Genomic DNA, 22,970 nt, shown 5'->3' on the forward strand with positions numbered 1-22,970 from the left:
TTGTACCAGAAAAATCATTTGTTGGAACTGCACCAGCAGTCACAGTCGTTCGTGAAGACATGAACGGCACTAAAGCCTCTGCGACATACACACCAACTGTTACACCAGTCACACCGACTGCAACTCCAGCAGTATCTACTGACATCCAGGGTGCAACACAAACTGGTAAACCTGTATTCACCGAAGGTGATAGCCGTGTGCCAATGAACGATGACGTTCCAGCAACATTTGACGATGGTTCAACAACTAAGACAGTAGAAGGCGTTGGTACTTATACAGTAGCAGTAGACGGAACAGTTACATTCGTACCTGAGAAATCATTCGTTGGTGAAGCTCCAGCAGTGACAGTTGTTCGTGAAGATGTGAACGGAACCAAAGCCTCAGCAACTTACACGCCAACCGTAACTCCTGTGACTCCAACAGGTGAACCTGCAACATCTACAGACATCCAAGGTCAAACGCAAACAGGTAAACCAAGCTTCACGCCAGGTAACCCAAGTGTCCCAATGGATGATGACGTTCCAGCGACATTTGAGGATGGTTCAACAACGAAAGTTATCCCAGGTGAAGGAACTTACACAGTTGCTTCAGACGGAACAGTAACCTTCGTTCCAGAAAAAGCATTCACAGGAACAGGTACAGGCGTGACTGTGAAACGTGTTGATAAGAACGGTACAGCTATTACAGCTACCTATACACCAACCGTTACACCAGTAACACCAACTGCAGAATCAGTTACTTCAATTGGTAATAAGGGTCAAACGCAAACAGGTAAGCCAAGCTTTACTGAAGGCGATAGCCGTGTACCAATGAATAACCAAGTTCCAGCAACATTTGACGATGGTTCAACGACCAAGACTATTTCAGGTGTTGGTACCTACACAGTAGCAGCAGATGGAACTGTAACCTTCACTCCAGAACCTGAATTTACAGGAACTGCACCAGCAGTCACAGTGGTTCGTGAAGATGTGAACGGAACTAAAGCTTCAGCTACCTACACACCAACTGTCCTTCCAATCACTAAGTTTGTCGATAAAGAAGGTAAGGAAATCCCAGGATATCCTACAGTTGATGGTGAGCAACCAAAAGCTGACATTCCAGGTTACCGCTTTGTAGAAACTAAGAAATTGCCAAATGGTGATATCGAACATGTCTACGAGCAAGTAACGACATCATATGTTGATGAAAATGGTAAGCCAATTCCAGGCTACCCAACCGAAGATGGCCAACAACCGAAGAAAGACATCCCAGGTTATGAATTTGTGAAGACAGTTGTAGATGAAAATGGTAATACTCAACACATCTACAAACAAATTGTGACTCCAACACCAGTACCGGATACAACTCCGACACCAGAGCCACAGCCAGCTCCACAAACAGAAGAGCCTAAGGCTCCGGTCCTTCCAGAAACGAAAGAAGAAGCACGCTTTATCAATCCAACTGATAAGACAGCTCAACTTCCAGAAACTGGTAGCGAGGATTCAGACCTTGCAATCGTCGGTTTGGCGAGTCTTCTAGCAGGATTTGGACTCTTTGCCGGAAAACGACGTAAACAGTAAAATGATTTAACAGTCGTTTAGGATATTAAGAATCCAGAATCCAATCAAAATAGACCTCATGGTATTTACCATGGGGTCTATTTATATACTCTGAATGCTTCGCCATTTAAGTCGTCATGATTGACTTTGGTCTCTAGGAAGAGTAATCTAGACTTTAGTTAAAGGATTTTAAGGAGGCTCATCAATGATTGAAGTAACTTATTTAAATACTGCAAAGCAAGAAAAATACACATCTTTTGAAGATTACAATGAATTTGTCAGAGCACAGCAAGCTTGTTGGATTGCCTTACCGGATTCAACGCCAGTCACTAAGGTGACTATAAACGGACATGATATTGGCTACAAAGGACAATATGGCGACCTTTACTTTTATATTATGAAGCTAGACTTGACACAATATCAGTAATAATAGGAAAAAGAATCAGACATCGTGTTCTGATTCTTTTTCTTTGAGAAAGGTAATTTTTATAAATTAAGAATATTGCTAATTGACTGAAAATGACTTACAATAGAAAGGAAGAATTTATAGAAGGAGACACATATGAAAAACAAGCGTTTAATTTGGACTTTGGTTTTCTTAGCTATCTTGACGCTCGGTTCTATTGGTACAGATCTTTTCAAAAAAGAGCACCAAGATGCTAATAAGGTCGTCAAAGTAGGAATCCTCCAGTTCGTGACTCACGATGCCCTGGATCAAATCGAGAAGGGAATTGAGGATGGTCTTAAGGAAGCTGGTTATAAGGGAGACAAGGTTAAAATCACCCTCCTAAATGCCGAAGGAGACCAGTCTAAAATTCAAACCATGTCCAAACAATTGGTCAATGACAAGAATGATGTCGTTATCGGTATTGCAACGCCAGCAGCACAAGGACTAGCGGCAGCTACCAAGAATATTCCAGTTATTATGGGAGCTATCTCAGACCCTGTTGGGGCCAAATTGGTTAAGGACCTCAAGCATCCAGAAGGCAATGTCACTGGTACCTCTAACCAAGTGCCGATTAAGCAGACAGTGGAATTGGTCAAATCATTGACACCAAATGCTAAGACAATTGGTATTCTCTACGCTTCAAGCGAGGATAATTCCAAATCACAGGTTGAGAGCTTTAAGAAATTTGCTGAAAAAGATGGTCTAAATGTGGTCGAGTATGCCGTACCATCAACCAATGAAATCAATACAACTATGTCAGTCATGACTGGTAAGGTAGATGCTATCTGGACACCTCAAGATAATACTATTGCCTCAGCCTTTTCAACAGTAATCTCATCAGCCAACCAAGCTAAGATTCCAGTTTATACGACTGTCGATACTATGGTGAAAGAGGGCGGTTTGGCCTCAGTTGCTCAAAGCCAATATGAACTTGGAAAAGCCACAGCTCGTAGTGCTGTTAAGGTTCTTAAAGGTAAGAAAGTTAAGGATGTCCCAGTTGATGTTATTGATGATGGTACTCCAACGCTCAACCTTAAAGTTGCTCAAGACCTCAACATCACCATCCCTGACGATGTGCTTAAACAGTCAGACATCGCTGTTAAAGCTGATAAATAAGGAGGACTTATGATTATTTCATCTATTTATCAGGGGCTTCTATACGGAATCCTAGGTCTTGGGATTTACATGACTTTCCGTATTTTGGATTTTCCTGATTTGACAACAGAAGGTTCCTTTCCTCTTGGTGGGGCAGTAGCAGTAACTCTTATGAACTTTGGTTGGAACCCAATTTTAGCAACCTTGGTTGCTGTTTTGGCCGGCTGTGGTGCTGGACTTGTGACTGGTCTCCTCTATACTAAGGGAGAAATTCCTACTATTTTGGCAGGGATTTTGGTCATGACTTCTCTTAACTCAGTCATGCTTATGATTATGGGAAGGGCCAACCTAGGACTTCTTGATATTAAGACTATTCAAGATTTACTTCCTTTCAGCAAGGACTACAACCTCTTGATTGTTGGTCTCATTGCTGTAACCATTGTTATCACTGCCTTGATTGCCTTTCTTAACACGCGCCTAGGACAAGCATATATTGCCACAGGTGATAATAGAGACATGGCCAAATCTTTTGGTATCAACACAGACAATATGGAAGTGATGGGTCTTGTTATCTCAAACGGTATCATTGCCCTCTCAGGAGCCTTGATTAGCCAACAGGACGGTTATGCCGATGTTTCTAAAGGTATTGGTGTTATCGTCATTGGTCTTGCCAGCATCATCATTGGTGAGGTCCTCTATGCGACTAACTTGACTCTGTTGGAACGTTTGATTGCCATCTGTATTGGTTCAATCCTCTATCAGTTCCTTTTGACAGCAGTTATCGCTCTTGGCTTTAACACGAACTACCTCAAACTCTTTAGTGCGATTGTTCTGGCCATTTGCTTGATCTCGCCTGTCCTACGCCGAAAATTCTTTAAGGGGGTGACCTTATCACGATGACAGCTATTGTAGAACTTAAAGATGCGACTGTTAAGGTTAATAATGGTTTTGATACCGAAAAAACCATCCTGGACCATGTCAATCTTACCATTAGAGAAGGTGATTTTATTACCATTCTTGGTGGAAATGGTGCTGGAAAATCAACCCTCTTCAATGTCATTGCAGGGACCCTCATGTTGACCAGTGGTCAGATTTTCATCATGGGTGAGGATGTTACGTCTCTGCCTGCTGAGAAACGTGCCAAGTACCTCTCACGGGTCTTCCAAGATCCTAAAATGGGAACAGCACCTCGTATGACGGTTGCAGAAAATCTTTTGATTGCCAAATACCGTGGCGAAAAACGAGGTCTTAAATCACGCCAAATTCATCTCTACACAGAGGAATTTCAAGGTCTGATTGAACGTATCAGTAATGGTTTAGAAAAACACTTAGATACACCAGCAGGTCTCCTCTCAGGGGGTCAGCGTCAAGCACTCAGTCTTTTGATGGCGACACTTAAACGTCCTGAGCTCTTGCTCTTAGACGAACATACCGCAGCCTTGGATCCTAAGACAAGTGTGGCTCTCATGGAGTTGACCGATGAGTTTGTGACGGGCGACCACTTGACAGCCTTGATGATTACTCACCATATGGAAGATGCCCTTAAATACGGAAATCGTCTTATCGTTATGAAGGATGGTCAAATCATTAAAGACCTTACCAAGGAAGAAAAAGGTCAATTAGATATCACAGACTACTACGCTATGTTTGAGTAAGTCTCGTCTGACTCTAAATTGTAAAATAAGCTAAAAAGTTGTATACTTAAAGAGTATGCAACTTTTTGTTGTGGCCTGTAAATCGACAAGGAGACTGTTCGCACGAACGTTCAGCTTCTTGGACCGTCTGTAAAAATAGGCTCTAGAAGAGAGTCAAACTAAAAAGGAGAAAAACAAGCATGAGCGATATTAAAATTATTGCCCTAGGTGGAGTACGTGAAAATGCTAAGAACCTCTATATTGTTGAGATTAACGACTCTATCTTTATCTTGGATGCTGGTCTAAAGTATCCTGAAAATGAACAACTAGGTGTTGACTTTGTCATTCCTAACTTAGATTACTTGATTGAAAATAGAGATCGTATCCAAGGGATTTTCTTGACGCATGGACATGCTGATGCCATTGGTGCCCTACCTTATATCTTGCAAGAAGTCAAAGCACCAGTTTTTGGATCATCACTCACAATTGAGTTGGCTAAGCTTTTTGTGAAGAATGCTGGCGTTAAGAAATTCAATAATTTCCATGTTATTGACGCAGAAACTGAAATTGAATTTGAGAATGCTGAAGTTTCATTCTTCAAAACAACGCACTCTATTCCAGAATCAATGGGGATTGTTCTTGGAACTGACCAAGGTAATATTGTCTATACTGGTGACTTCAAGTTTGACCAAGCTGCCCGTCCTTACTACAAAACTGATTTAGGTCGTTTGGCTGAAATCGGCCGTGAAGGTGTTTTGGCCCTCTTGTCAGATTCAGCAAATGCGACAAGTACTGAACAAACAGCTTCGGAAGCAGAAGTTGGTCAAGAAATTGACCAAGTCATTGCCGATGCAGAAGGACGTGTTATTGTTGCTGCAGTTGCCTCAAACTTGGTACGTATTCAACAAGTCTTCGATTCAGCAGCTGATCACGGACGTCGCGTTGTTCTTACTGGGTTTGACGTTGAAAATATTGTCCGCACAGCCATCCGTCTCAAAAAATTGACTGTGGAGCATGAAAAACTTATTGTCAAACCAAAAGACATGAACAAGTTTGAAGACCACGAGTTGATTATCCTTGAAAATGGTCGTATGGGTGAACCAATCGATGGTCTCCAAAAGATGGCTGTTGGTCGTCACCGTTACGTTCAAATTAAGGATGGAGATCTGGTTTATATCGTAACAACTCCAAGCATTGCTAAAGAAGCTGTAGTGGCACGTGTCAACAACGCTATCTATAAGGCTGGTGGAACTGTTAAGATGATTACGCAGAGCCTTCGTGTATCTGGACATGCCAATGCTCGTGAACTTCAATTGATGATTAATCTCCTTCGTCCACAGTATCTCTTCCCTGTCCAAGGTGAGTACCGTGACCTTCAAGCCCATGCAGAGTTAGCCTTGGATGTTGGTATTCTTCCAGAAAATATTTATATCGTTAAACGCGGTGATATCATGCACTTGTCTGAAGATCAAGGTTTCCTTCATGAAGGAGCTGTTCCAGCTGGTGATGTGATGATCGACGGTAATGCCATTGGTGATGTGGGTAATATCGTCCTTCGTGACCGCAAGGTCTTGTCTGAAGATGGTATCTTTATCGTAGCTATTACTGTGAACAAGAAGGAACGTAAGATTGTCTCTAAAGCGCGTGTGAATACACGTGGGTTCGTCTATGTTAAGAAGAGCCGTGACATTCTCCGTGAGGCAGCTGACATTGTCAATGCTACAGTTGAAAATTACTTGGCAGGAGACAGCTTCGATTGGGGTGAACTTAAAGGAGCTGTTCGAGACGATGTAGCCAAGTTCCTCTTTGACCAAACTAAACGTCGCCCAGCGATTCTTCCGGTAGTCATGGAAGTACGTTAATCATTGATGTTACAATAAGGATGTGAGCGTCTTACTTGCATTCATCGAAATAGAGGTAAATCTCAACAAGATTTTCATCTTAAAGCAGAAGCTGGGATACCCCAGCTTTTCTGACATTTAGAAAGGAAAATACAATGGCTTTTTTTCAAATTGAATACTCTTCAGATGTTCTAGGACAGTACCGTCAAGTAGATGTCATATATCCAGACCGCGACCAGATTGCTGAAACGGAAAGTGATACGGACATTCCGGTTCTCTATCTCCTTCATGGCATGGGGGGAAATCATAATTCTTGGGCCTTTCGTACCAATATTCAGCGTCTCCTTCGTAAGACTAATCTTATCGTTATTATGCCTAACTCTGAAAATGGATGGTATACAAATACCAAATACGGTGTTAAGTATTACGATGCCATTGCTAAGGAGCTTCCTCAAGTCATGCAACGTTTCTTCCCAAGTATGACTAAGAAGCGTGAAAAGACTTTTATCGCTGGACTTTCTATGGGTGGCTATGGGTCTTTCAAACTCGCCTTAACGACAAATAACTTTGCTTGTGCGGGTTCCTTCTCTGGTGCCCTTGGATTATCAGTGGAGATGATTACTGATGAAACGAGTGAGTCTAAGGAATACTGGCAAGGTGTCTTTGGAGATTTAGAAGGAAAAGACATTGAGCAGCATAAACTGGTCAATCTAGCCAAACAACATGACAAGAAAACCAAATTCTTTGCCTGGTGTGGTCTTGAGGATTTCCTTTTTGACTCTCAAAACAAAGCAGTAGCTGATTTGAAAGCTCTTGGTTTGGACATTGACTACCGCACGGACCATGGAAGACATGAATGGTATTATTGGGAAAAACAACTAGAAGCCTACTTAGAATGGTTACCTATTGATTACGTTAAAGAAGAACGTTTGTCTTAATAGGTCAAGTTTGTAACATCTTATCAAAGAGATGATAAAAGCTTAAAGTGATATTTTTTACTTGTCAGAACTATTAGAGCTTGATATACTAGGGGAAGTTTCGAAAAGGAGGCTCAATAATGAAAAAATTATTCAGAGTAATCTTCTATATTCCCAAACTTCTTTTACAATTTATTTGGAATCTTATTTGGGCTATATTTAAACTTGCCCTAGTCCTAGCCCTTATTGGTTATGGACTCGTCTACTATGCCAATAATTCTTCAAGTACCTTAGCCACAAACATTAACCAAGCCTTTCATCAAGTAGAGCTGGGGTTTAGTGGTACCAGTACTAGTGATGTTGAAAAGGTTGTCTCTAACCTATCAACGACAGATACCATTCCAGAGTCTAATGGAGCTAGATGGGCACAAAATACTGCCAGCATCTATATTCAATCTACCGATGAAACCTTGGTAGCTGCTTATAAGGAAGCTATTACCAACTGGAATAACACGGGTGCTTTCATTTTTACTTTAACTGATGATGCCTCAACAGCTGACATTGTTGCGACAGACTACTCTGATGCGAATTCACAGGCAGCAGGTTTAGCAGACACTCAAACCAATGTTTTGACCAACCGCATCACTCATGTTGATGTGAAGTTGAACCGTTATTTCCTCTTGAATAGTGATTTTGGTTATACTCACAAGCGTATTGTGAATACGGCTGAACACGAATTGGGACATGCCATTGGCTTAGACCATGATGACTCTAAGACATCCGTTATGCAATCAGCAGGATCTTATTACGGGATTCAACAGGTGGATATCGATACGGTCCATGCTCTTTATGCTAATTAAGGAGGGGCTGTCATGCGCTATTTGAAACGCCTTGCTAGACGTTACCCCATGCAAACCTTCCTTTTTCTTTTCAATGCTGGGGTCTTTACTTGGTTGCAAACAACAGGAACCATGATTGCCAATCGTTTGGGCCTATCAGGTGATGGCATTTGGATTTATATTCCCACTTGGGTAAAAACGCTGACTAGTCATTCCATAGAGAGTATTCAAACCCTTTACAGTGCTTCTGGATGGAGTTGGCTAATCACCTCTATGCTTCTCACTTGGCTCTTGACTTTTCTTAGAGGTCTCATGAGAGCAGTGATTATCATTCTGTTAGTTGGTGTTGGCTTATGGCTAGTCTATCGACATTTTGAACTTTTACAAAATCTAAAACTGTCCTAATGGGCAGTTTTAGTTTCCTCTAACAAGTGACTTGGCTATCAAAACATAGACTAATTTCTGTAGATGAAATGAGATAGTTCCTTTAATAATTTCAGAGCGAGCTGTAGACAAGACTTTTCGTTGTGAGAAAAGTGCCTAAAGTTTAAAAGCTTTAGGCACTCGGAAGTTTTGAGGCATTAGGCTCAAAACTTAGCTATGGAATTCCGAAGGAAGTCGCTAGCGTCCGCACTCACCTAAGAAAAGTCTAAAAAGAAGAATTAATGTCAATTTAAAACTGCCAATCAGGGCAGTTTTTTTGAGTTATTAGGTCATTTATTTTCTGAAGAAATATGATATAATATAGCTAATTTATTATTTTGGAGGACATTATGGCTTTAGCAAAAATCGTTTATGCCAGTATGACCGGTAACACGGAAGAAATCGCAGATATCGTTGCCAAAAAATTGGAAGAATTGGGTCACACTGTAGATGTAGACGAGTGTACAACGGTTGATGCCGCTGATTTTGAAGATGCGGACATCTGTATTGTAGCGACTTACACTTATGGTGATGGTGAGTTGCCAGATGAAATCGTTGACTTTTACGAAGATTTGGCTGATCTCGATTTGTCAGGTAAAATCTTTGGTGTTGTAGGTTCAGGAGATACTTTCTACGATTATTTCTGTCACTCAGTTGATGAATTTGAAAATCAATTCACCTTCACAGGGGCGACTAAAGGAGCAGACAGTGTCAAGGTTGATCTTTCTGCTGAAGATGAAGATATAGAGAACCTCGAAGCTTTCGCTGAAAAAATTTCAGAAGCATTAGCATAAGAAAAAGGCAGAGTAAAGTCTGCTTTTATTGTAGTTAAAAATGGAGTATTTATGAATGAAATAGAAAGAGATTTTAGGACGCAATCTCAACATCTCCTTTGGTCCGTTTGGCGAGGGCTCTTAGTGGGGGTGACGGCAGGAGCAGTGGTCAGTCTTTTTCGCTGGTTAATTGCCAAAGGGGCCGCATTTTCTGTAGCTATATACAAAGACGCCCTTCATAATCCACTTTTGATTTTGGGAATTGTCCTGGTTAATCTCTTGATTGCACTTTTTATTGGTTACCTTATTAAGCAGGAAAAAGACATCAAGGGCTCAGGAATTCCCCATGTTGAAGGGGAACTGATGGGGCTCTTACATCCGTCTTGGTGGTCAGTATTATGGCGTAAGTTCCTAGGTGGAGCCCTTGGGATTTCAATGGGACTTATGCTGGGACGTGAGGGCCCTAGTATTCAACTTGGTGCTATGACTGCTAAGGGCTTAGCTGAGAGTCTTAAGCTCTCTGCACGTGAAAAGCGCTTCTTGATTGCTGCAGGAGCTGCAGCAGGGTTATCGGCTGCCTTTAATGCCCCGATTGCCGGTCTTTTGTTTGTTGTCGAAGAAGTCTATCATCATTTCTCGCGTCATGTTTGGGTGACAGCTTTAACGGCATCTTTAGTGGCTAATGCTGTTTCCTTACGGATCTTTGGTCAGGTTCCGGTTCTCGCTATGACAGAAAAATTACCCGTATTTCCTTTGAAAGATTATTGGATTTTTATTGTCTTGGGGATTTTTCTAGGTGTGCTTGGATACGGTTATGAGTGGGTTGTCTTACGTATTGGTAAGGTCTACCAAGGGTTAGGGAAAATCTTCCACTTGCCATCTCATTTTCATGGCCTTCTGGCAGTTCTGTTCATCATTCCTATAGGCCTCTATTTTCCATATCTTTTAGGTGGTGGGAATGAATTGATTCTTGCCCTAAATGGTTTACATCCTGCTCTAACTGTGGCCATCCTCTACTTGGCTATTCGATTTATTTGGAGTATGTTGTCCTTTGGTTCAGGTTTTCCTGGTGGGATTTTCTTGCCGATTTTGACTTTAGGTGCTCTTTCTGGTAGCGTCTTTGCGGTAGCTTTTGAAAATCTAGGATTCTTACAAGTCAGTCAGTTCCCTATTTTTATCATTCTTGGTATGGCTGGTTATTTCGGTGCGGTATCCAAGGCACCGCTAACTGCTATGATTTTAGTGACTGAGATGGTGGGTGACCTTCACCAATTGATGACAATCGGAGTTGTGACTCTGATTGCCTATCTCGTCATGGATTTCATGGGAGGAGAACCCGTCTATGAAGCCATGCTTCACAATCTGATTGCTCACGAACCAAAACAAGTTGATAATATCCCGACGATGATTGATTTACCAGTTACAGATAGTTTGGCTGGTCGATTGGTTAAGGATTTAACCTTACCTGACGGGGTTTTGATTTCCACTCAGATTTTTCAAGACCAGTCTGAGGTTGTTCATGGAGACACACGTCTAAAAGCTGGAGCAACCTTATATTTGGTTGTTAATGAAAGTAATATCAGTCAGGTAAGAAAACTCTTTTTATAAGCAATTCAATGGCTTGAGGCTCTTTTGTCCTCAGGTCATTTTTGTTATAATGAAGAGAAAAAAGGAGGTCAGTATGGACTTAAATGAGATTCGCCAACAGATAGACACCGTTGATAATGAGATTGTGGCTTTGTTGGAAGAACGTATGAAATTGGTAACTCGAGTAAGTGCTTATAAACAACGCACCGGAAAGGCGATTTATGATCCCGAACGAGAGCAGGCCCTGTTAGACAAGGTAGGCGCTAGTGTCCTTAATCCCGAATATAAAGAAGCTATCGTCGCAAGTTTTGCGGATATTATGAAGCGTTCACGCATTTATCAAGCAAGTAAGCTGGAAAAAAGTAGGCATCTAGAATGAAAGTAAAACAATTAAGTGATAGTCAAGGTCTTTCTTACTTACATTTAGTAATGTTAAGTCTTTATGCAATCTTGTTAGGGGTGCTGGTTGGACTGATTGATGCTGTTTTTGGGCGCGTGCTTATAGGACTCTCGGAATGCCGTGACCAGCATATCTTTTATCTGGTCCCAGCACTTCCTTTAGCAGGCCTTTTGATAGTTTACCTTTACCAAAAGCTTGCTGGCAAGGCAGCACAGGGAATGGGATTGATTTTCAAGGTAGGACATAATGAGGAGGATCAAGTCCCCCTAAGGTTAATTCCACTTGTGACTGTGACCACATGGCTGACCCACCTATTCGGGGGATCTGCAGGTCGTGAGGGAGTTGCTGTTCAGCTCGGAGCCACAGTTTCCCATGCTTTTAGTCGCTACTTTAAGCTCCCTAATGCTTCACGCATTTTCTTGACCATGGGGATGGCAGCTGGTTTTGGAGGGCTCTTTCAAACACCAATCGCTGCGACCTTCTTTGCTCTTGAGGTCTTGACCCTAGGACAGTTAAGTCTGCCAATCTTGGTACCGACTCTTATTGCATCTTTTGTGGCTAGTACGACAAGCCATCTCTTAGGTCTTGAAAAATTTAGCCACTTTGTATCCGAAAGTTTGACTATTGACCTTGAGACGTTTATGAAATTAGCTCTTTTAGGTCTGGCCTTTGGTCTAGTAGGAAATCTCTTTGCTTATCTCTTGTCACTAGCTAAAAAGAAAGTAGCAAGTCTGCTCCCAAATCCTTATTATCGTGTTCTATTAGGAAGTGTCGTCTTAACCTGTCTTCTTTTGATTTTGTGGAAGGGACGCTATACAGGTCTTGGAACGAATTTGATTGCTTTAAGTGTTGGTGGTGGTACCATTTATCCATTGGATTGGCTCTTGAAATTGCTCCTTACCGTCTTTACCTTATCTCTTGGTTTCCAAGGAGGGGAAGTAACTCCTTTGTTTGCCATCGGAGCAAGTCTTGGTGCTGTTTTAGCACCAGTTCTAGGCCTTCCAATTCCACTTGTAGCAGGTCTAGGCTATCTGTCTGTCTTTGGTAGCAGTACCAATACCCTTTTAGCGCCTATTTTCATTGGCATTGAAGTCTTTGGTCCCGTCAATGCAATTCCTTATGCGATTGTCATGGCTTTTGCTTACCTCATCAATCATAAGACGAGCATTTATGGGCAACAAAAAATGCTAGAAATGCAATAAGATACTAGACAACCTGATAATTTTTTGATAAGATACTAAGAGTGTGTAATGGACACACAAAAATAACGGCTAATCCGCTGAGACACAGAGGTTGCTCTTAAGATTAGTAAGATAGGAGTATATAAAAATGAATCCATTGATCCAAAGTTTGACAGAAGGTCAACTTCGTACTGACATCCCATCATTCCGTCCTGGTGACACAGTTCGCGTTCACGCGAAAGTTGTCGAAGGAACTCGCGAACGTATCCAGATCTTTGAAGGTGTAGTTATTTCACGCAAAGGTCAAGGGATCTCAGAAATGTACACAGTTCGTAAAATTTCAAGCGGTATCGGTGTAGAACGTACTTTTCCAATCCACACTCCACGTGTTGAAAAGATTGAAGTTGTACGCTACGGTAAAGTCCGCCGTGCTAAACTTTACTACTTGCGTGCTTTGCAAGGTAAGGCTGCACGTATCAAAGAAATCCGTAAATAATTTACAGATTTCAACAAAAAAATCTGTCCTCGTGGCAGATTTTTTCATAAGTCCTCTTAGTTAAATGGATATAACAACTCCCTCCTAAGGAGTCGTTGCTGGTTCGATTCCGGCAGGGGACATTTTTTAGCCTTTAACCATGCGGTTTTAAAGCGTTTTGTCCACATTCTGCCCCAAATTTTATTTAAAGTTGATTAACACCTGTTGCGAGATAGGTGTTTTTTTGAAATGACAAGGGACTCTGTCCTATTTCCTAGCATAGTTTCTTAGTCAAAAACGAATAAAAAAGGCTCTATAATTTCTGTAGTGGGTAAAACCACCATAGAGATTATAGAGCCTATTTAGAATAGCTTTGAGATGCTTTTTATGTGACTTTCAGTTCGTTTCGCTCCGGAGGTGCGAAATAAATAAACCACCACCCACTATATGTAATTACATACCAAAACGGGGATATGATTTTCTGGATAATACTCATATAAAAAATAAATAGTTATGCACTGATTTGATCGAATATTGGCTATTATTTTTATGTCCCAATAATATTTAAAAATAATTGACGCAAATAGATTATTGCGATACAATAATTTCAGAAAGATAATTATTGTATCACAATAATAAAGGTGTTTTTTATGAATAAATTCTTAAAAATAATTAGCTATATTCTATCCCTTGTGCGATATGTCGTTTGGTTCGTCGGTTTGCTATTACTAGTGGGTGTAGCGGGAATTTTCTTCGGAGGACAGAGAAGTCATGGAAACTTTATATTTGATTATGGGAATATTATAATCAAAGTTCCAATTATTTTTCCTTTGTTGATCCTTTTTATGACAATAGCTATATGCTTTATAACTATAAAACTATTAAAAATTTGGAGCATATTACTTTTATATTTTAGCAACAATATATATTTTAATACTAAAAATTTAAAATATATAAAAAACTCTTTCCTATTTTTGCTTAGTTTAACAATTTTTCAATTATTAATAAACCTAATCATTAATTACTTGAACACAACTAATGTTAGTGGATTATTTGATTTTTCAATAAAAAACTATTTAGTTAACGTATTGTTCTTGATATTGAATTATTTATTGATTATCATATTTAAAAAAGGAGAACATATACAAAAAGAAAACGAGGAGATAATTTGATGATATGGAAGAAATTAAGATAAAATTAGATGAAGTGATTAAGTCTAGGAACATTACATCTAAAGAATTAGCTAAAAGGATTGATATCACCGAAGCAAATTTATCAATTTTAAAGACTGGTAAAGCTAAGGGAATACGGTTTTTGACACTGTTGAATATTTGTAGAGAACTCAATTGTCAACCTGGTGATATTTTTGAATATAATAAAAGGAGTAATGATAATGAAAAATAAAAAGATACTGATGACTCTGGTTACTTTTTTAGTCTCATTAATACTTATATCATGTGGTCTAGGAATTAAAGATACAGTGCAAGATGTTACATCAGAAATCCATCGAGAATCTTCCAAAGAAGATACTGAAGGTTTAGGGATAAAACAAGTATTAGAACAAAAAAATGGTGAAAAAATGGATATAGCTATTAAGGATTTTACTGGTTATATTTACGTAATGAGCACAAAAGAAAATATTGAATCAATTAGAAAGTCAGAATTTAACCTCAATAATGATTCTTTTAAAAATATTAGAAAAGAATCTGAGCATGATTTCAATATTCGCTATAATAGTAAAACATATTTTTCGGTAAAACAGATAAAAGTTGAATCAGTTAGTTCAGTGAAGATTTATTCAAATTATTCAGGAAATAATTTATTGGTTTTAAGAGAAGAAAAATGATAAGAAACAACTTAAGTTTGACCTATATCGATCTTACAGTTAGTAATCAAAAAGGGTCTCAACTATTCCGAATAAAGGCTCTATAATTTCTGTAGTGGGTAAAACCACCATAGAGATTATAGAGCTTTTTGAATGCAGACAAAAAGTCCCATAAGAACTATAATGAAAAGCAACCAAACCATCATTAGGAAGAACTTATGAGACTTATTAAGAATACCACAGAATTAATCGGAATTAAAGACCCACACATCATTATTTCTCTTGTTTTTGAAAAAGATACCTACATCAAGGTTCAAGCAACACTCGATTACCCTGCACCACCATGCCCTCACTGCCAAGGAAAGATGATCAAATATGACTTTCAAAAGCCTTCTAAAATTCCTCTCCTTGAACAAGCTGGAACACCTACACTATTACGTCTTAAAAAGCGTCGTTTCCAGTGTAAAAGTTGTAGGAGAGTCACGGTAGCTAAGACATCAATCGTTGAGAAAAACTGCCAAATCTCCAATCTAGTCCGGCAAAAAGTTGCACAGCTCCTTACTGAAAAGGTGTCACTAACAGATATTGCCAGAAGACTTCGTGTATCAACGTCCACTGTCTATCGTAAGCTTGACCAGTTTACTTTCAAGGAGCATTATGACAAGCTCCCAGCTGTTATGTCTTGGGATGAGTTTGGGTTCAAGAAAGGTGAACTCGCTTTTGTGGCGCAAAACTATGAGACCAACAAACTTATAACCATCCTTGATAATCGCCGTCAAACCACTATTCGAAACCACTTTTTGAAGTATCCATTGAAAGTACGACAAAAGGTACGGTTTATCACGATGGACATGTCAGGAGCCTATATGCCACTAGCTCGAAGACTTTTCCCGAATGCCGAAATCATTATTGATCGTTTCCACATCATCCAGCACCTTGGTCGAGCCTTTTTAAAGACAAGAATTGCCATTATGAATCAGTTTGATAAGAAGTCACTACCCTACCGAGCCTTGAAAAATCACTGGAGACTCTTCCAAAAGGACAGCCGTAAGTTATCTTGTAAGTCATTTCACTCGAAGACCTTTGGTCAAACCTTAAGTCCACATGAAGTCGTTAAGAAGACACTGAATTTCTCAGAAGAACTCGCTAATTATTATAACCTCTATCAGCTGTTGCTGTTTCACTTTCAGGAGAAGAGGGTAGATGAGTTTTTTGAGCTCATAGAGGAGAATATAAGCAAGGTTAATCATTACTTCAAAACTGTCTTTAGGACCTTCCTTAGACACAAACCATACATCAAAAATGCGCTAGAAACACATTACTCAAATGCAAAATTGGAGGGGACCAATAAGCTTATCAAAGACATCAAACGTCTGGGCTTCGGTTTTAGAAACTTTATTAACTTTAGGAAGTGTGTTTTCATCACTCTGAACATACAAAAAGAGAAAACCTATCAGGTCCTCTCTAGATGTTAGCTTTTCGTCACCCACTACAGTTGACAAAGAGCCATAAAAAATAGTTTGTCTTCGCTCCTAGTTATGGAAGAAGTGTTAAAAAAAGTAATCAAAAAAACCAGGTTTCCCTGGTCCTAACTATTAGCGGCTTACGCGACGGCGAGCTGCTTTTTTACGGTTTTCTTCGATGAAAGCCAATTTCTTTTCTTCTGGTTCGATAATGGTTTTCTTAACTGCGAAGACAGCACCTGCTACAGTAGCAGCAGTTCCGATAACACCAGTAGCGACACCTTTAGCGAATGAATGTTTTTTAGCCATGAGACTATCCTCCGTATATGTTATAATATGCTTATATTATCTAAAAAAATATCTAGAATAGCAAGTGAAAACATTATGAAAACCAAACTTATTGTAGTGGCTGGACCTACTGCTGTGGGAAAAACGGCGCTTGGGATTAAATTGGCCCAGCGCTTTAATGGAGAAATTATTTCAGGAGATAGCCAGCAGGTTTACCGACAATTGAATATAGGAACCGCAAAGGCCACTCCTGAAGAGCAGGCTGCAGCAGTGCATCATCTGATTGATGTTCGCGATGTTAATGAGTCTTATTCAGCCTATGATTTTGTAACAGAGGCTGAGGCTACCATTACTGATATTGTTAGTCGTGGCAAGTTGCCTATTATTGTAGGAGGAACAGGTCTCTATTTACAAAGCCTTATAGAAGGGTATCATCTAGGGGGACAGGTAGACCAGAAACAGGTTTTAGCCTATCGCTCAGAATTAGAGCAATTATCTGATCAGGAACTTTTTGACAAAATCGATGACCTGGGTATTGAGATTAAGGAGATTAACCGACGTCGTGCCACTAGAGCACTTGAACTTCATCGTTTTTCGGAGAATCTTGAAAATACTGAGACGACTTATGAGCCCTTTCTTATCGGATTAGATGATGAACGCTCCTTGATTTATGACCGTATCAATACACGAGTGGACAAGATGGTTGAACTTGGACTCTTGGAAGAGGCTAAGTGGCTTTATGATAATTATCCTGACGCCCAGTCAGCTCGTGGTATAGGCTACAAGGAGTTGTTTCCTTATTTTGCTGGGAATCAGACCTTGGATGAAGCCTTGGAAAAACTTAAGCAAAATACGCGTCGTTTTGCTAAACGTCAATTAACCTGGTTCAGAAATCGGATGACTGTTAAGTTTTATCAGATTTCTAGTCCAGAATATCCTGAAAATGTTATTCATGATCTTGAATTATTTTTAAATGAAAGGGAAGGAGAAAAGGTAGGTCAATCTTAGTTTTAAGGACCTATCTTTGATATAATGGTAGTTATGACTAACGAAGAAAAAAAATTAGCCTATGAAATAATGCTAGCTCAGGCTAAGGCACTTTTTGCCAATGAAGACAATGCTCTGGCCAACTTTTCTAATGCCTCGGCACTCTTGAATACAACTCTACCAAATTCTGTGTTCACAGGCTTCTACCTGATGGATAATGTAAATAATGAGTTAATCCTTGGCCCTTTTCAAGGCAATGTTTCTTGTGTTCGAATTGCCCTAGGTAAGGGTGTTTGTGGCCAGTCTGCAGCAGAAAATAGAACCTTAATTGTCGAAGATGTCACCAAACACGCTAATTACATCGCTTGTGATTCCGCTGCTCGAAGTGAAATTGTTGTACCAATGGTCAAAGATGGTAAATTAGTTGGTGTTCTCGATTTGGATTCTCACCAAGTAGGAGACTATAACGACGTAGACCAAGATTATCTGGAAGCGTTTATCAAAATTTTACTCGAGAAAACCGAGCTTACATTTGGAATGTTTGAGGTAAACTAATGTATCAAGCCTTATATCGTAAATACCGTAGTCAGACCTTTGGTGAAATGGTTGGTCAAAAAGTGATTTCAACCACGCTCAGACAGGAGGTAGAGTCGGGGAAAATCAGCCATGCCTATCTCTTTTCTGGGCCACGTGGTACCGGTAAGACCAGTGCGGCAAAAATCTTTGCCAAGGCTATGAACTGTCCTAATCAAGTTGATGGTGAACCTTGTAATCACTGCGATATTTGTCGCGATATTACAAACGGTAGTCTCGAAGATGTTATCGAGATTGATGCGGCTTCCAACAACGGTGTGGATGAGATTCGTGAAATCCGTGACAAATCGACCTACGCTCCAAGTCGTGCGACTTACAAGGTCTATATTATCGACGAGGTTCACATGCTTTCGACAGGTGCCTTCAATGCTCTTTTGAAGACTTTGGAAGAACCAACTGAAAATGTGGTCTTTATCCTAGCGACCACTGAATTACATAAGATTCCTGCAACTATCCTTTCTCGTGTCCAACGTTTTGAGTTTAAATCGATCAAGCAGGGAGCTATTAAAGAGCATTTGGCTTCAATTCTGGAAAAAGAAGGATTATTAACCTTTGATGATGAAGCTTTGACCATTATTGCTCGTCGTGCGGAAGGTGGTATGCGTGATGCTTTGTCAATCTTAGACCAAGCACTGAGTCTATCTCCTGACAATCATGTCAGCCAAGCCGTAGCTGAAGAAATCACTGGTTCTATTGGTTTGACAGCCTTAGACAGTTTTGTCGCTAACGTTCGCAATCAAGAGACTACGCAAGCTTTATCAAATCTTGAAACTCTTTTTGATAATGGTAAGTCTATGAGCCGTTTTGCGACGGATCTCTTGGAGTATTTCCGTGATCTTTTGATTGTCAAAGCGGGCGGAGAGAACAGTCACCATAGTCCCCTTTTTGAAGAGAATCTTTCTCTGGAGCAAGACCGACTTTTCCAATTGATTGACTTGGTTACAAGTGCCTTGCCAGAAATTAAAACTGGAACACATCCTAAAATCTATGCGGAAATGCTGACTATAAAATTGTCAGAAACCCATACTCAGGTTTCACAAGAAATTTCAGGGAATTTACAAGAAGAGTTAGATAGTCTTCGTCGTGAAGTTGAAGGTCTACGTAAAGCTCTTAAAGAGGGCAAAGTCCAAGGAGAAGTAGCACCAACTCGAAAAGTCAAACCTGCTTATCAGTACAAGGTAGATCGTGAAAAGATTCTCACGATTATGCGTGAAACCATGGAAAATCCTCAGAAATCACGCCAGTGTCTGGATGCCCTAAAGGCAACTTGGCCTGAAATCTTGGATTCTATTAGCCCACAAAATAGGGCACTTTTGAATGGCTCCGAGCCTGTACTAGCCAATCAGGAAAATGCCATCCTGGCATTTAATGCTGCCTTTAATGCTGAACAGGTCATGAAACGCAGTGATCTCAATGATATGTTTGGCAACATCATGAGTTCAGCTGCCGGTTTCTCACCTAATATTATGGCTGTTCCAAAAGCAGAATTTGAAAAACTTCGAACAGAATTTGCACGAAGTCTCAAATCCAAAGAAGAATTGGAAAAAGAAGATCGCGAAGAGTATATCCCTCAAGAACTCGAATTTCTCTCTGATGTTGTAGAAATAGAGGACTAAAAAGGTCCAGTGGACCTTTTAGGTCCGAGCCAAGAAAGTTAGATAGAGTGACTGTCCAGTGTAATTTGATAGATTTCTGAATCGGGTGTTTGGAAGGTCCATCCGTGTAAAAATGAAAAGAGCCTAGACTGCTTGTCCTAGGCTCTATCTATTGATATAATAATCTTATGGTTCAACAAATTTTGTTTATTACGCTTGAAACTATTTTTGAAACGGTTTGTTTTAATTACAGTTTACAGCACGGCTATTACTTTTTTACAGCCTTTTTTGGGTATTTACTGTTTCGTCGTCTTTGGACAACCTATGTTGTTTCACGCATTGCGCGTGCAGCCGACAAGTCTACCAAGAAGTAAGACTTACTTCGCCAGCGGTCAACCATTTTTCCTGACCATCATCAGTAAGAACGAGAAGTTGGCCCTTATCGCCAATTTCCTTGGCAATACCAGTATAAGTCCTTCCAGCTTGTTCAAAGGCCACTTGTTTATCTAAAACGAGGGACTTTTCTTTATAGACTTTGACCAAATCGCTAGTAGGAATGGTTAAAAAGAGTTTCCAAATTTCTGAAATGAGCTGGTTTCGAGTGATGCTTGGTTTTTCAGAAGTAAAAAGACTAGTAGCTTTATTAGCTAACTCTTCAGGAAAATCAGTGATTGAGAAGTTAAGTCCAACCCCGATAATGACATCTGTGATGCGACCAGATTCGATAGAACTAATGGCTTCGGTAAGGATACCAGCCATTTTTTTGTTGTTGAGGTAAATGTCATTAACCCATTTAATTTCTGTATTGATTCCGGTTAGACGCTGGATAGCTTTGACAATAGCAGCGGCCACCATCAACGTATAAGGAGGTAACTCCTCAAAATGACAGTTGGGCTTTAAGTGGATACTCATGTAGATACCACCTTGTGGACTGGCAAAGAAGTGACGTTCAAATCGTCCTTTGGCTGCCTTTTGACTTGATGCCAGATATAGTGCAGGCGTCGGATTAATCTTTTCCATGCCATGTTTAGCATCTAGTTGGGTAGAGTTAGAATCTGGATTAAAGTAGACTGGAATGTTGAGTTGCTTAGAGATGTCTTGAGGAAGAAGAATATCTCCCTTTTCTAAATAGTAGCCTTTCTTGCGGACACTTGTAATGTCAATTCCTTGTTCTTGAAGTGTTTGAATTGCCTTCCAAATAGCTGTCCGTGAGACACCAAGGCTTTTAGCCAAGCTCTCTCCCGTCACAAAATCAGGACTCTTCGATAAGATGTCATAAACGTGTTCATAAGTTTTCATATCCTAAGTATAATACAAAAGATGGTAAAATGCTCACTATAACTTATTGATAAGGCTTGATAATAAATAACTATATGACTAGACTGAAAAAACATGATATAATGGACGGTAGTTATTAAGTCCCGATAAGGCAACAGTCATCCTAGAGTTGGCTGTTGGTTCTTTGTAACTTTTTAACGGCGTTTAGCTCTACCAGGAGCATAGCGTTTTACCTATTAGGAGACGGTTAAATCCGTGCTATCTAATACTATTTTTCATATTAAAAGGGGGACATTTTATATGTCAGAACGTAAACTTTTCACGTCTGAATCAGTATCTGAGGGGCATCCAGATAAAATTGCAGACCAAATTTCAGATGCCATTCTTGATGCGATTTTAGCAGAGGATCCAGATGCACACGTTGCAGCAGAAACAGCTGTCTACACTGGTTCTGTCCATGTTTTCGGTGAAGTTTCTACAACAGCTTATGTGGACATTAACCGTGTGGTTCGTGATACTATCGCTGAAATTGGTTATAACAATGCAGAATACGGCTTTGCGGCAGAATCTGTAGGGGTTCACCCATCATTGATTGAACAATCACCAGATATTGCTCAAGGTGTCAATGAAGCACTTGAAGTTCGTGGAACTGGTGATCAAGACCCACTTGATCTTATCGGAGCTGGTGACCAAGGTTTGATGTTTGGTTTTGCTATTGACGAAACTCCAGAGTTTATGCCACTTCCAGTTAGCCTTTCACATAAATTGGTTAAAAAATTGGCAGATTTGCGTAAATCTGGTGAGATTTCATACCTTCGTCCAGATGCTAAATCTCAGGTTACCGTTGAGTATGATGAGAATGACCAACCAGTACGTGTTGATACAGTCGTTATCTCAACGCAACACGATCCTGAAGCGACTAACGACCAAATTCGTCAAGATGTCATTGAAAAAGTCATTAAGGCAGTTATTCCAGCCGAATACTTGGATGATGAGACTAAGTTCTTTATCAACCCAACAGGTCGTTTTGTTATCGGAGGACCTCAAGGGGACTCTGGTTTGACTGGTCGTAAGATCATTGTTGATACTTATGGTGGCTACTCAAGACACGGTGGTGGTGCCTTCTCAGGTAAGGATGCCACTAAGGTTGACCGTTCAGCTTCATATGCAGCTCGCTACATTGCCAAAAACATCGTAGCTGCTGGTCTTGCTAAGAAAGCAGAAGTACAATTGGCTTATGCTATCGGTGTTGCTAACCCTGTGTCTGTCCGTGTTGATACTTTCGGAACGGCGACAGTTGCTGAAAGTAAACTTGAAGCTGCTGTCCGCGATCTCTTTGACTTGCGTCCGGCAGGTATCATTCAAATGCTGGATCTTAAACGTCCTATCTATCGTCAAACAGCGGCCTATGGTCACATGGGACGTACGGACATCGATCTTCCATGGGAAAAATTGGACAAGGTAGATGCCCTCAAAGCGGCTGTAGAAGCTTAAAAAGATTTAATATTACTTTCAATTTAATAATATCAAAGTAACAGAATTTAATTTTTTTGAATTCTGTTTTTTTGTTTTGAAAATAAATAATATGAATTTTCTGACTTTAAACACTTGTAAAGCCTATGGATTGAGTGATTTAAGGATAAAAACTACTAGCTATAGATAAATTCTTTTGGTGAAAACCTTTGAAAGGAGTTGAAAAATAAGAATAAATTGCTATAATAAAAGTGACGATGTAATTATAAAACTAGAGTCATTTTAGATTGATAGAGTAAGAAGAAATACCTTTAAA

General features: G+C 40.0%; 23 protein-coding genes, 1 tRNA gene and 1 pseudogene. 23 read left to right on the top strand and 2 right to left on the bottom strand.

The genetic code is table 11. The features are described 5' to 3' along the window. The 18 genes and pseudogenes from HMPREF3112_RS11765 to HMPREF3112_RS11530 form a co-directional block, all read left to right on the top strand. Positions 1-1,559, top strand: a 1,559-nt coding sequence (locus HMPREF3112_RS11765) for an LPXTG cell wall anchor domain-containing protein (protein ID WP_256262681.1), incomplete at its 5' end; no start/stop codon positions are given. A 184-nt stretch (positions 1,560-1,743) separates the two neighbouring features. Continuing rightward, positions 1,744-1,965 carry a DUF4649 family protein gene (locus HMPREF3112_RS07700; protein WP_070439057.1) on the top strand — a complete coding sequence of 74 codons (222 nt, stop codon included), beginning with the start codon at positions 1,744-1,746 and terminating at the stop codon, positions 1,963-1,965. Between the two features lie 135 nt (positions 1,966-2,100). Next, complete coding sequence (gene trpX, locus HMPREF3112_RS07705) at positions 2,101-3,102, top strand: tryptophan ABC transporter substrate-binding protein (RefSeq protein WP_002890797.1); 1,002 nt, start codon at positions 2,101-2,103, stop codon at positions 3,100-3,102. Between the two features lie 9 nt (positions 3,103-3,111). After that, a complete protein-coding gene (locus tag HMPREF3112_RS07710; protein ID WP_002883493.1) occupies positions 3,112-3,981 on the top strand; it encodes an ABC transporter permease in 870 nt (289 codons plus the stop codon). Further along, complete coding sequence (locus HMPREF3112_RS07715; RefSeq protein WP_045772081.1) at positions 3,978-4,736, top strand: ABC transporter ATP-binding protein; 759 nt, start codon at positions 3,978-3,980, stop codon at positions 4,734-4,736. The genes HMPREF3112_RS07710 and HMPREF3112_RS07715 overlap by 4 nt, the downstream gene beginning before the upstream one ends. A 179-nt stretch (positions 4,737-4,915) precedes the next feature. Then, positions 4,916-6,577, top strand: coding sequence for a ribonuclease J (locus HMPREF3112_RS07720; protein WP_070439060.1), 1,662 nt, complete (start codon positions 4,916-4,918; stop codon positions 6,575-6,577). A gap of 134 nt (positions 6,578-6,711) precedes the next feature. Then, complete coding sequence (locus tag HMPREF3112_RS07725) at positions 6,712-7,494, top strand: alpha/beta hydrolase (protein ID WP_061652391.1); 783 nt, start codon at positions 6,712-6,714, stop codon at positions 7,492-7,494. Positions 7,495-7,613: 119 nt separating this feature from the next. Then, complete coding sequence (locus tag HMPREF3112_RS07730) at positions 7,614-8,333, top strand: matrixin family metalloprotease (RefSeq protein WP_004182633.1); 720 nt, start codon at positions 7,614-7,616, stop codon at positions 8,331-8,333. Positions 8,334-8,345: 12 nt separating this feature from the next. After that, on the top strand, positions 8,346-8,717 hold the full coding sequence (locus tag HMPREF3112_RS07735) for a hypothetical protein (RefSeq protein ID WP_037600183.1): 372 nt from the start codon (positions 8,346-8,348) through the stop codon (positions 8,715-8,717). 368 nt (positions 8,718-9,085) lie between these two features. After that, positions 9,086-9,529, top strand: coding sequence for a flavodoxin (locus HMPREF3112_RS07740; RefSeq protein WP_002888085.1), 444 nt, complete (start codon positions 9,086-9,088; stop codon positions 9,527-9,529). 51 nt (positions 9,530-9,580) lie between these two features. Then, positions 9,581-11,116 carry a ClC family H(+)/Cl(-) exchange transporter gene (locus HMPREF3112_RS07745; protein WP_070439063.1) on the top strand — a complete coding sequence of 512 codons (1,536 nt, stop codon included), beginning with the start codon at positions 9,581-9,583 and terminating at the stop codon, positions 11,114-11,116. A gap of 73 nt (positions 11,117-11,189) precedes the next feature. Beyond that, on the top strand, positions 11,190-11,474 hold the full coding sequence (locus tag HMPREF3112_RS07750; protein ID WP_070439066.1) for a chorismate mutase: 285 nt from the start codon (positions 11,190-11,192) through the stop codon (positions 11,472-11,474). Beyond that, positions 11,471-12,697 carry a voltage-gated chloride channel family protein gene (locus tag HMPREF3112_RS07755; RefSeq protein WP_070439068.1) on the top strand — a complete coding sequence of 409 codons (1,227 nt, stop codon included), beginning with the start codon at positions 11,471-11,473 and terminating at the stop codon, positions 12,695-12,697. Before HMPREF3112_RS07750 ends, HMPREF3112_RS07755 begins: the two co-directional genes overlap by 4 nt. A 127-nt stretch (positions 12,698-12,824) precedes the next feature. After that, complete coding sequence (rplS, locus tag HMPREF3112_RS07760) at positions 12,825-13,172, top strand: 50S ribosomal protein L19 (protein WP_002883489.1); 348 nt, start codon at positions 12,825-12,827, stop codon at positions 13,170-13,172. Positions 13,173-13,222: 50 nt separating this feature from the next. Beyond that, positions 13,223-13,294: transfer RNA gene (locus HMPREF3112_RS07765), tRNA-Arg, on the top strand. 1,033 nt (positions 13,295-14,327) lie between these two features. Beyond that, positions 14,328-14,555 (top strand): helix-turn-helix domain-containing protein, encoded by a 228-nt coding sequence (locus HMPREF3112_RS07775; protein ID WP_021145509.1) that lies wholly within the window; start codon positions 14,328-14,330, stop codon positions 14,553-14,555. Further along, a complete protein-coding gene (locus HMPREF3112_RS07780; RefSeq protein ID WP_070439074.1) occupies positions 14,545-14,997 on the top strand; it encodes a hypothetical protein in 453 nt (150 codons plus the stop codon). Before HMPREF3112_RS07775 ends, HMPREF3112_RS07780 begins: the two co-directional genes overlap by 11 nt. A gap of 197 nt (positions 14,998-15,194) precedes the next feature. Beyond that, a pseudogene (locus HMPREF3112_RS11530) lies at positions 15,195-16,444 on the top strand (ISL3 family transposase). A gap of 127 nt (positions 16,445-16,571) precedes the next feature. On the opposite strand, the gene HMPREF3112_RS07790 reads toward HMPREF3112_RS11530, so the two are convergent. Beyond that, the gene (locus HMPREF3112_RS07790; protein ID WP_002883513.1) at positions 16,572-16,748 is read right to left on the bottom strand and encodes a DUF3042 family protein; all 177 of its coding nucleotides are present in this window, start codon (positions 16,746-16,748) and stop codon (positions 16,572-16,574) included. A gap of 75 nt (positions 16,749-16,823) precedes the next feature. Between HMPREF3112_RS07790 and miaA the strand changes: the two genes are divergently transcribed. The 4 genes from miaA (at position 16,824) to HMPREF3112_RS11080 (ending at position 20,277) form a co-directional block, all read left to right on the top strand. Continuing rightward, positions 16,824-17,735 carry a tRNA (adenosine(37)-N6)-dimethylallyltransferase MiaA gene (miaA, locus tag HMPREF3112_RS07795; protein ID WP_070439080.1) on the top strand — a complete coding sequence of 304 codons (912 nt, stop codon included), beginning with the start codon at positions 16,824-16,826 and terminating at the stop codon, positions 17,733-17,735. A 33-nt stretch (positions 17,736-17,768) separates the two neighbouring features. Further along, entirely contained in the window at positions 17,769-18,269 is a 501-nt protein-coding gene (locus HMPREF3112_RS07800; RefSeq protein ID WP_305366755.1) for a GAF domain-containing protein, read from the top strand. After that, entirely contained in the window at positions 18,269-19,924 is a 1,656-nt protein-coding gene (gene dnaX / locus HMPREF3112_RS07805; protein WP_070439086.1) for a DNA polymerase III subunit gamma/tau, read from the top strand. The genes HMPREF3112_RS07800 and dnaX overlap by 1 nt, the downstream gene beginning before the upstream one ends. Before the next feature lie 167 nt (positions 19,925-20,091). Continuing rightward, positions 20,092-20,277, top strand: a complete 186-nt coding sequence (locus HMPREF3112_RS11080; RefSeq protein WP_080977673.1) for a DUF3272 family protein — start codon at positions 20,092-20,094, stop codon at positions 20,275-20,277. Here the strand turns inward: HMPREF3112_RS11080 and birA are convergent. Continuing rightward, positions 20,264-21,202 carry a bifunctional biotin--[acetyl-CoA-carboxylase] ligase/biotin operon repressor BirA gene (gene birA, locus HMPREF3112_RS07810; protein WP_070439089.1) on the bottom strand — a complete coding sequence of 313 codons (939 nt, stop codon included), beginning with the start codon at positions 21,200-21,202 and terminating at the stop codon, positions 20,264-20,266. The two genes, HMPREF3112_RS11080 and birA, sit on opposite strands and share 14 nt — an antisense overlap. 279 nt (positions 21,203-21,481) lie before the next feature. Here birA and metK point away from each other — a divergent pair, with 279 nt between their 5' ends. Continuing rightward, positions 21,482-22,675: a methionine adenosyltransferase gene (gene metK / locus HMPREF3112_RS07815; protein WP_014634398.1), complete on the top strand. Its 1,194-nt coding sequence runs from the start codon at positions 21,482-21,484 to the stop codon at positions 22,673-22,675. Positions 22,676-22,970 lie beyond the last annotated feature (295 nt).

This window comes from Streptococcus sp. HMSC10E12, assembly GCF_001807855.1.
In the GTDB taxonomy this organism is placed as follows: Bacteria; Bacillota; Bacilli; order Lactobacillales; family Streptococcaceae; genus Streptococcus; species Streptococcus salivarius.

What these genes read in the sequence shown, in the direction of transcription:
- HMPREF3112_RS07700 (WP_070439057.1), top strand. Translation starts at nt 1,744, where the DNA reads ATGATTGAAGTAACTTATTTAAATACTGCAAAGCAAGAAAAATACACA.
- trpX (WP_002890797.1), top strand. Translation starts at nt 2,101, where the DNA reads ATGAAAAACAAGCGTTTAATTTGGACTTTGGTTTTCTTAGCTATCTTG.
- HMPREF3112_RS07710 (WP_002883493.1), top strand. Translation starts at nt 3,112, where the DNA reads ATGATTATTTCATCTATTTATCAGGGGCTTCTATACGGAATCCTAGGT.
- HMPREF3112_RS07715 (WP_045772081.1), top strand. Translation starts at nt 3,978, where the DNA reads ATGACAGCTATTGTAGAACTTAAAGATGCGACTGTTAAGGTTAATAAT.
- HMPREF3112_RS07720 (WP_070439060.1), top strand. Translation starts at nt 4,916, where the DNA reads ATGAGCGATATTAAAATTATTGCCCTAGGTGGAGTACGTGAAAATGCT.
- HMPREF3112_RS07725 (WP_061652391.1), top strand. Translation starts at nt 6,712, where the DNA reads ATGGCTTTTTTTCAAATTGAATACTCTTCAGATGTTCTAGGACAGTAC.
- HMPREF3112_RS07730 (WP_004182633.1), top strand. Translation starts at nt 7,614, where the DNA reads ATGAAAAAATTATTCAGAGTAATCTTCTATATTCCCAAACTTCTTTTA.
- HMPREF3112_RS07735 (WP_037600183.1), top strand. Translation starts at nt 8,346, where the DNA reads ATGCGCTATTTGAAACGCCTTGCTAGACGTTACCCCATGCAAACCTTC.
- HMPREF3112_RS07740 (WP_002888085.1), top strand. Translation starts at nt 9,086, where the DNA reads ATGGCTTTAGCAAAAATCGTTTATGCCAGTATGACCGGTAACACGGAA.
- HMPREF3112_RS07745 (WP_070439063.1), top strand. Translation starts at nt 9,581, where the DNA reads ATGAATGAAATAGAAAGAGATTTTAGGACGCAATCTCAACATCTCCTT.
- HMPREF3112_RS07750 (WP_070439066.1), top strand. Translation starts at nt 11,190, where the DNA reads ATGGACTTAAATGAGATTCGCCAACAGATAGACACCGTTGATAATGAG.
- HMPREF3112_RS07755 (WP_070439068.1), top strand. Translation starts at nt 11,471, where the DNA reads ATGAAAGTAAAACAATTAAGTGATAGTCAAGGTCTTTCTTACTTACAT.
- rplS (WP_002883489.1), top strand. Translation starts at nt 12,825, where the DNA reads ATGAATCCATTGATCCAAAGTTTGACAGAAGGTCAACTTCGTACTGAC.
- HMPREF3112_RS07775 (WP_021145509.1), top strand. Translation starts at nt 14,328, where the DNA reads ATGGAAGAAATTAAGATAAAATTAGATGAAGTGATTAAGTCTAGGAAC.
- HMPREF3112_RS07780 (WP_070439074.1), top strand. Translation starts at nt 14,545, where the DNA reads ATGAAAAATAAAAAGATACTGATGACTCTGGTTACTTTTTTAGTCTCA.
- HMPREF3112_RS07790 (WP_002883513.1), bottom strand. Translation starts at nt 16,748, where the DNA reads ATGGCTAAAAAACATTCATTCGCTAAAGGTGTCGCTACTGGTGTTATC.
- miaA (WP_070439080.1), top strand. Translation starts at nt 16,824, where the DNA reads ATGAAAACCAAACTTATTGTAGTGGCTGGACCTACTGCTGTGGGAAAA.
- HMPREF3112_RS07800 (WP_305366755.1), top strand. Translation starts at nt 17,769, where the DNA reads ATGACTAACGAAGAAAAAAAATTAGCCTATGAAATAATGCTAGCTCAG.
- dnaX (WP_070439086.1), top strand. Translation starts at nt 18,269, where the DNA reads ATGTATCAAGCCTTATATCGTAAATACCGTAGTCAGACCTTTGGTGAA.
- HMPREF3112_RS11080 (WP_080977673.1), top strand. Translation starts at nt 20,092, where the DNA reads ATGGTTCAACAAATTTTGTTTATTACGCTTGAAACTATTTTTGAAACG.
- birA (WP_070439089.1), bottom strand. Translation starts at nt 21,202, where the DNA reads ATGAAAACTTATGAACACGTTTATGACATCTTATCGAAGAGTCCTGAT.
- metK (WP_014634398.1), top strand. Translation starts at nt 21,482, where the DNA reads ATGTCAGAACGTAAACTTTTCACGTCTGAATCAGTATCTGAGGGGCAT.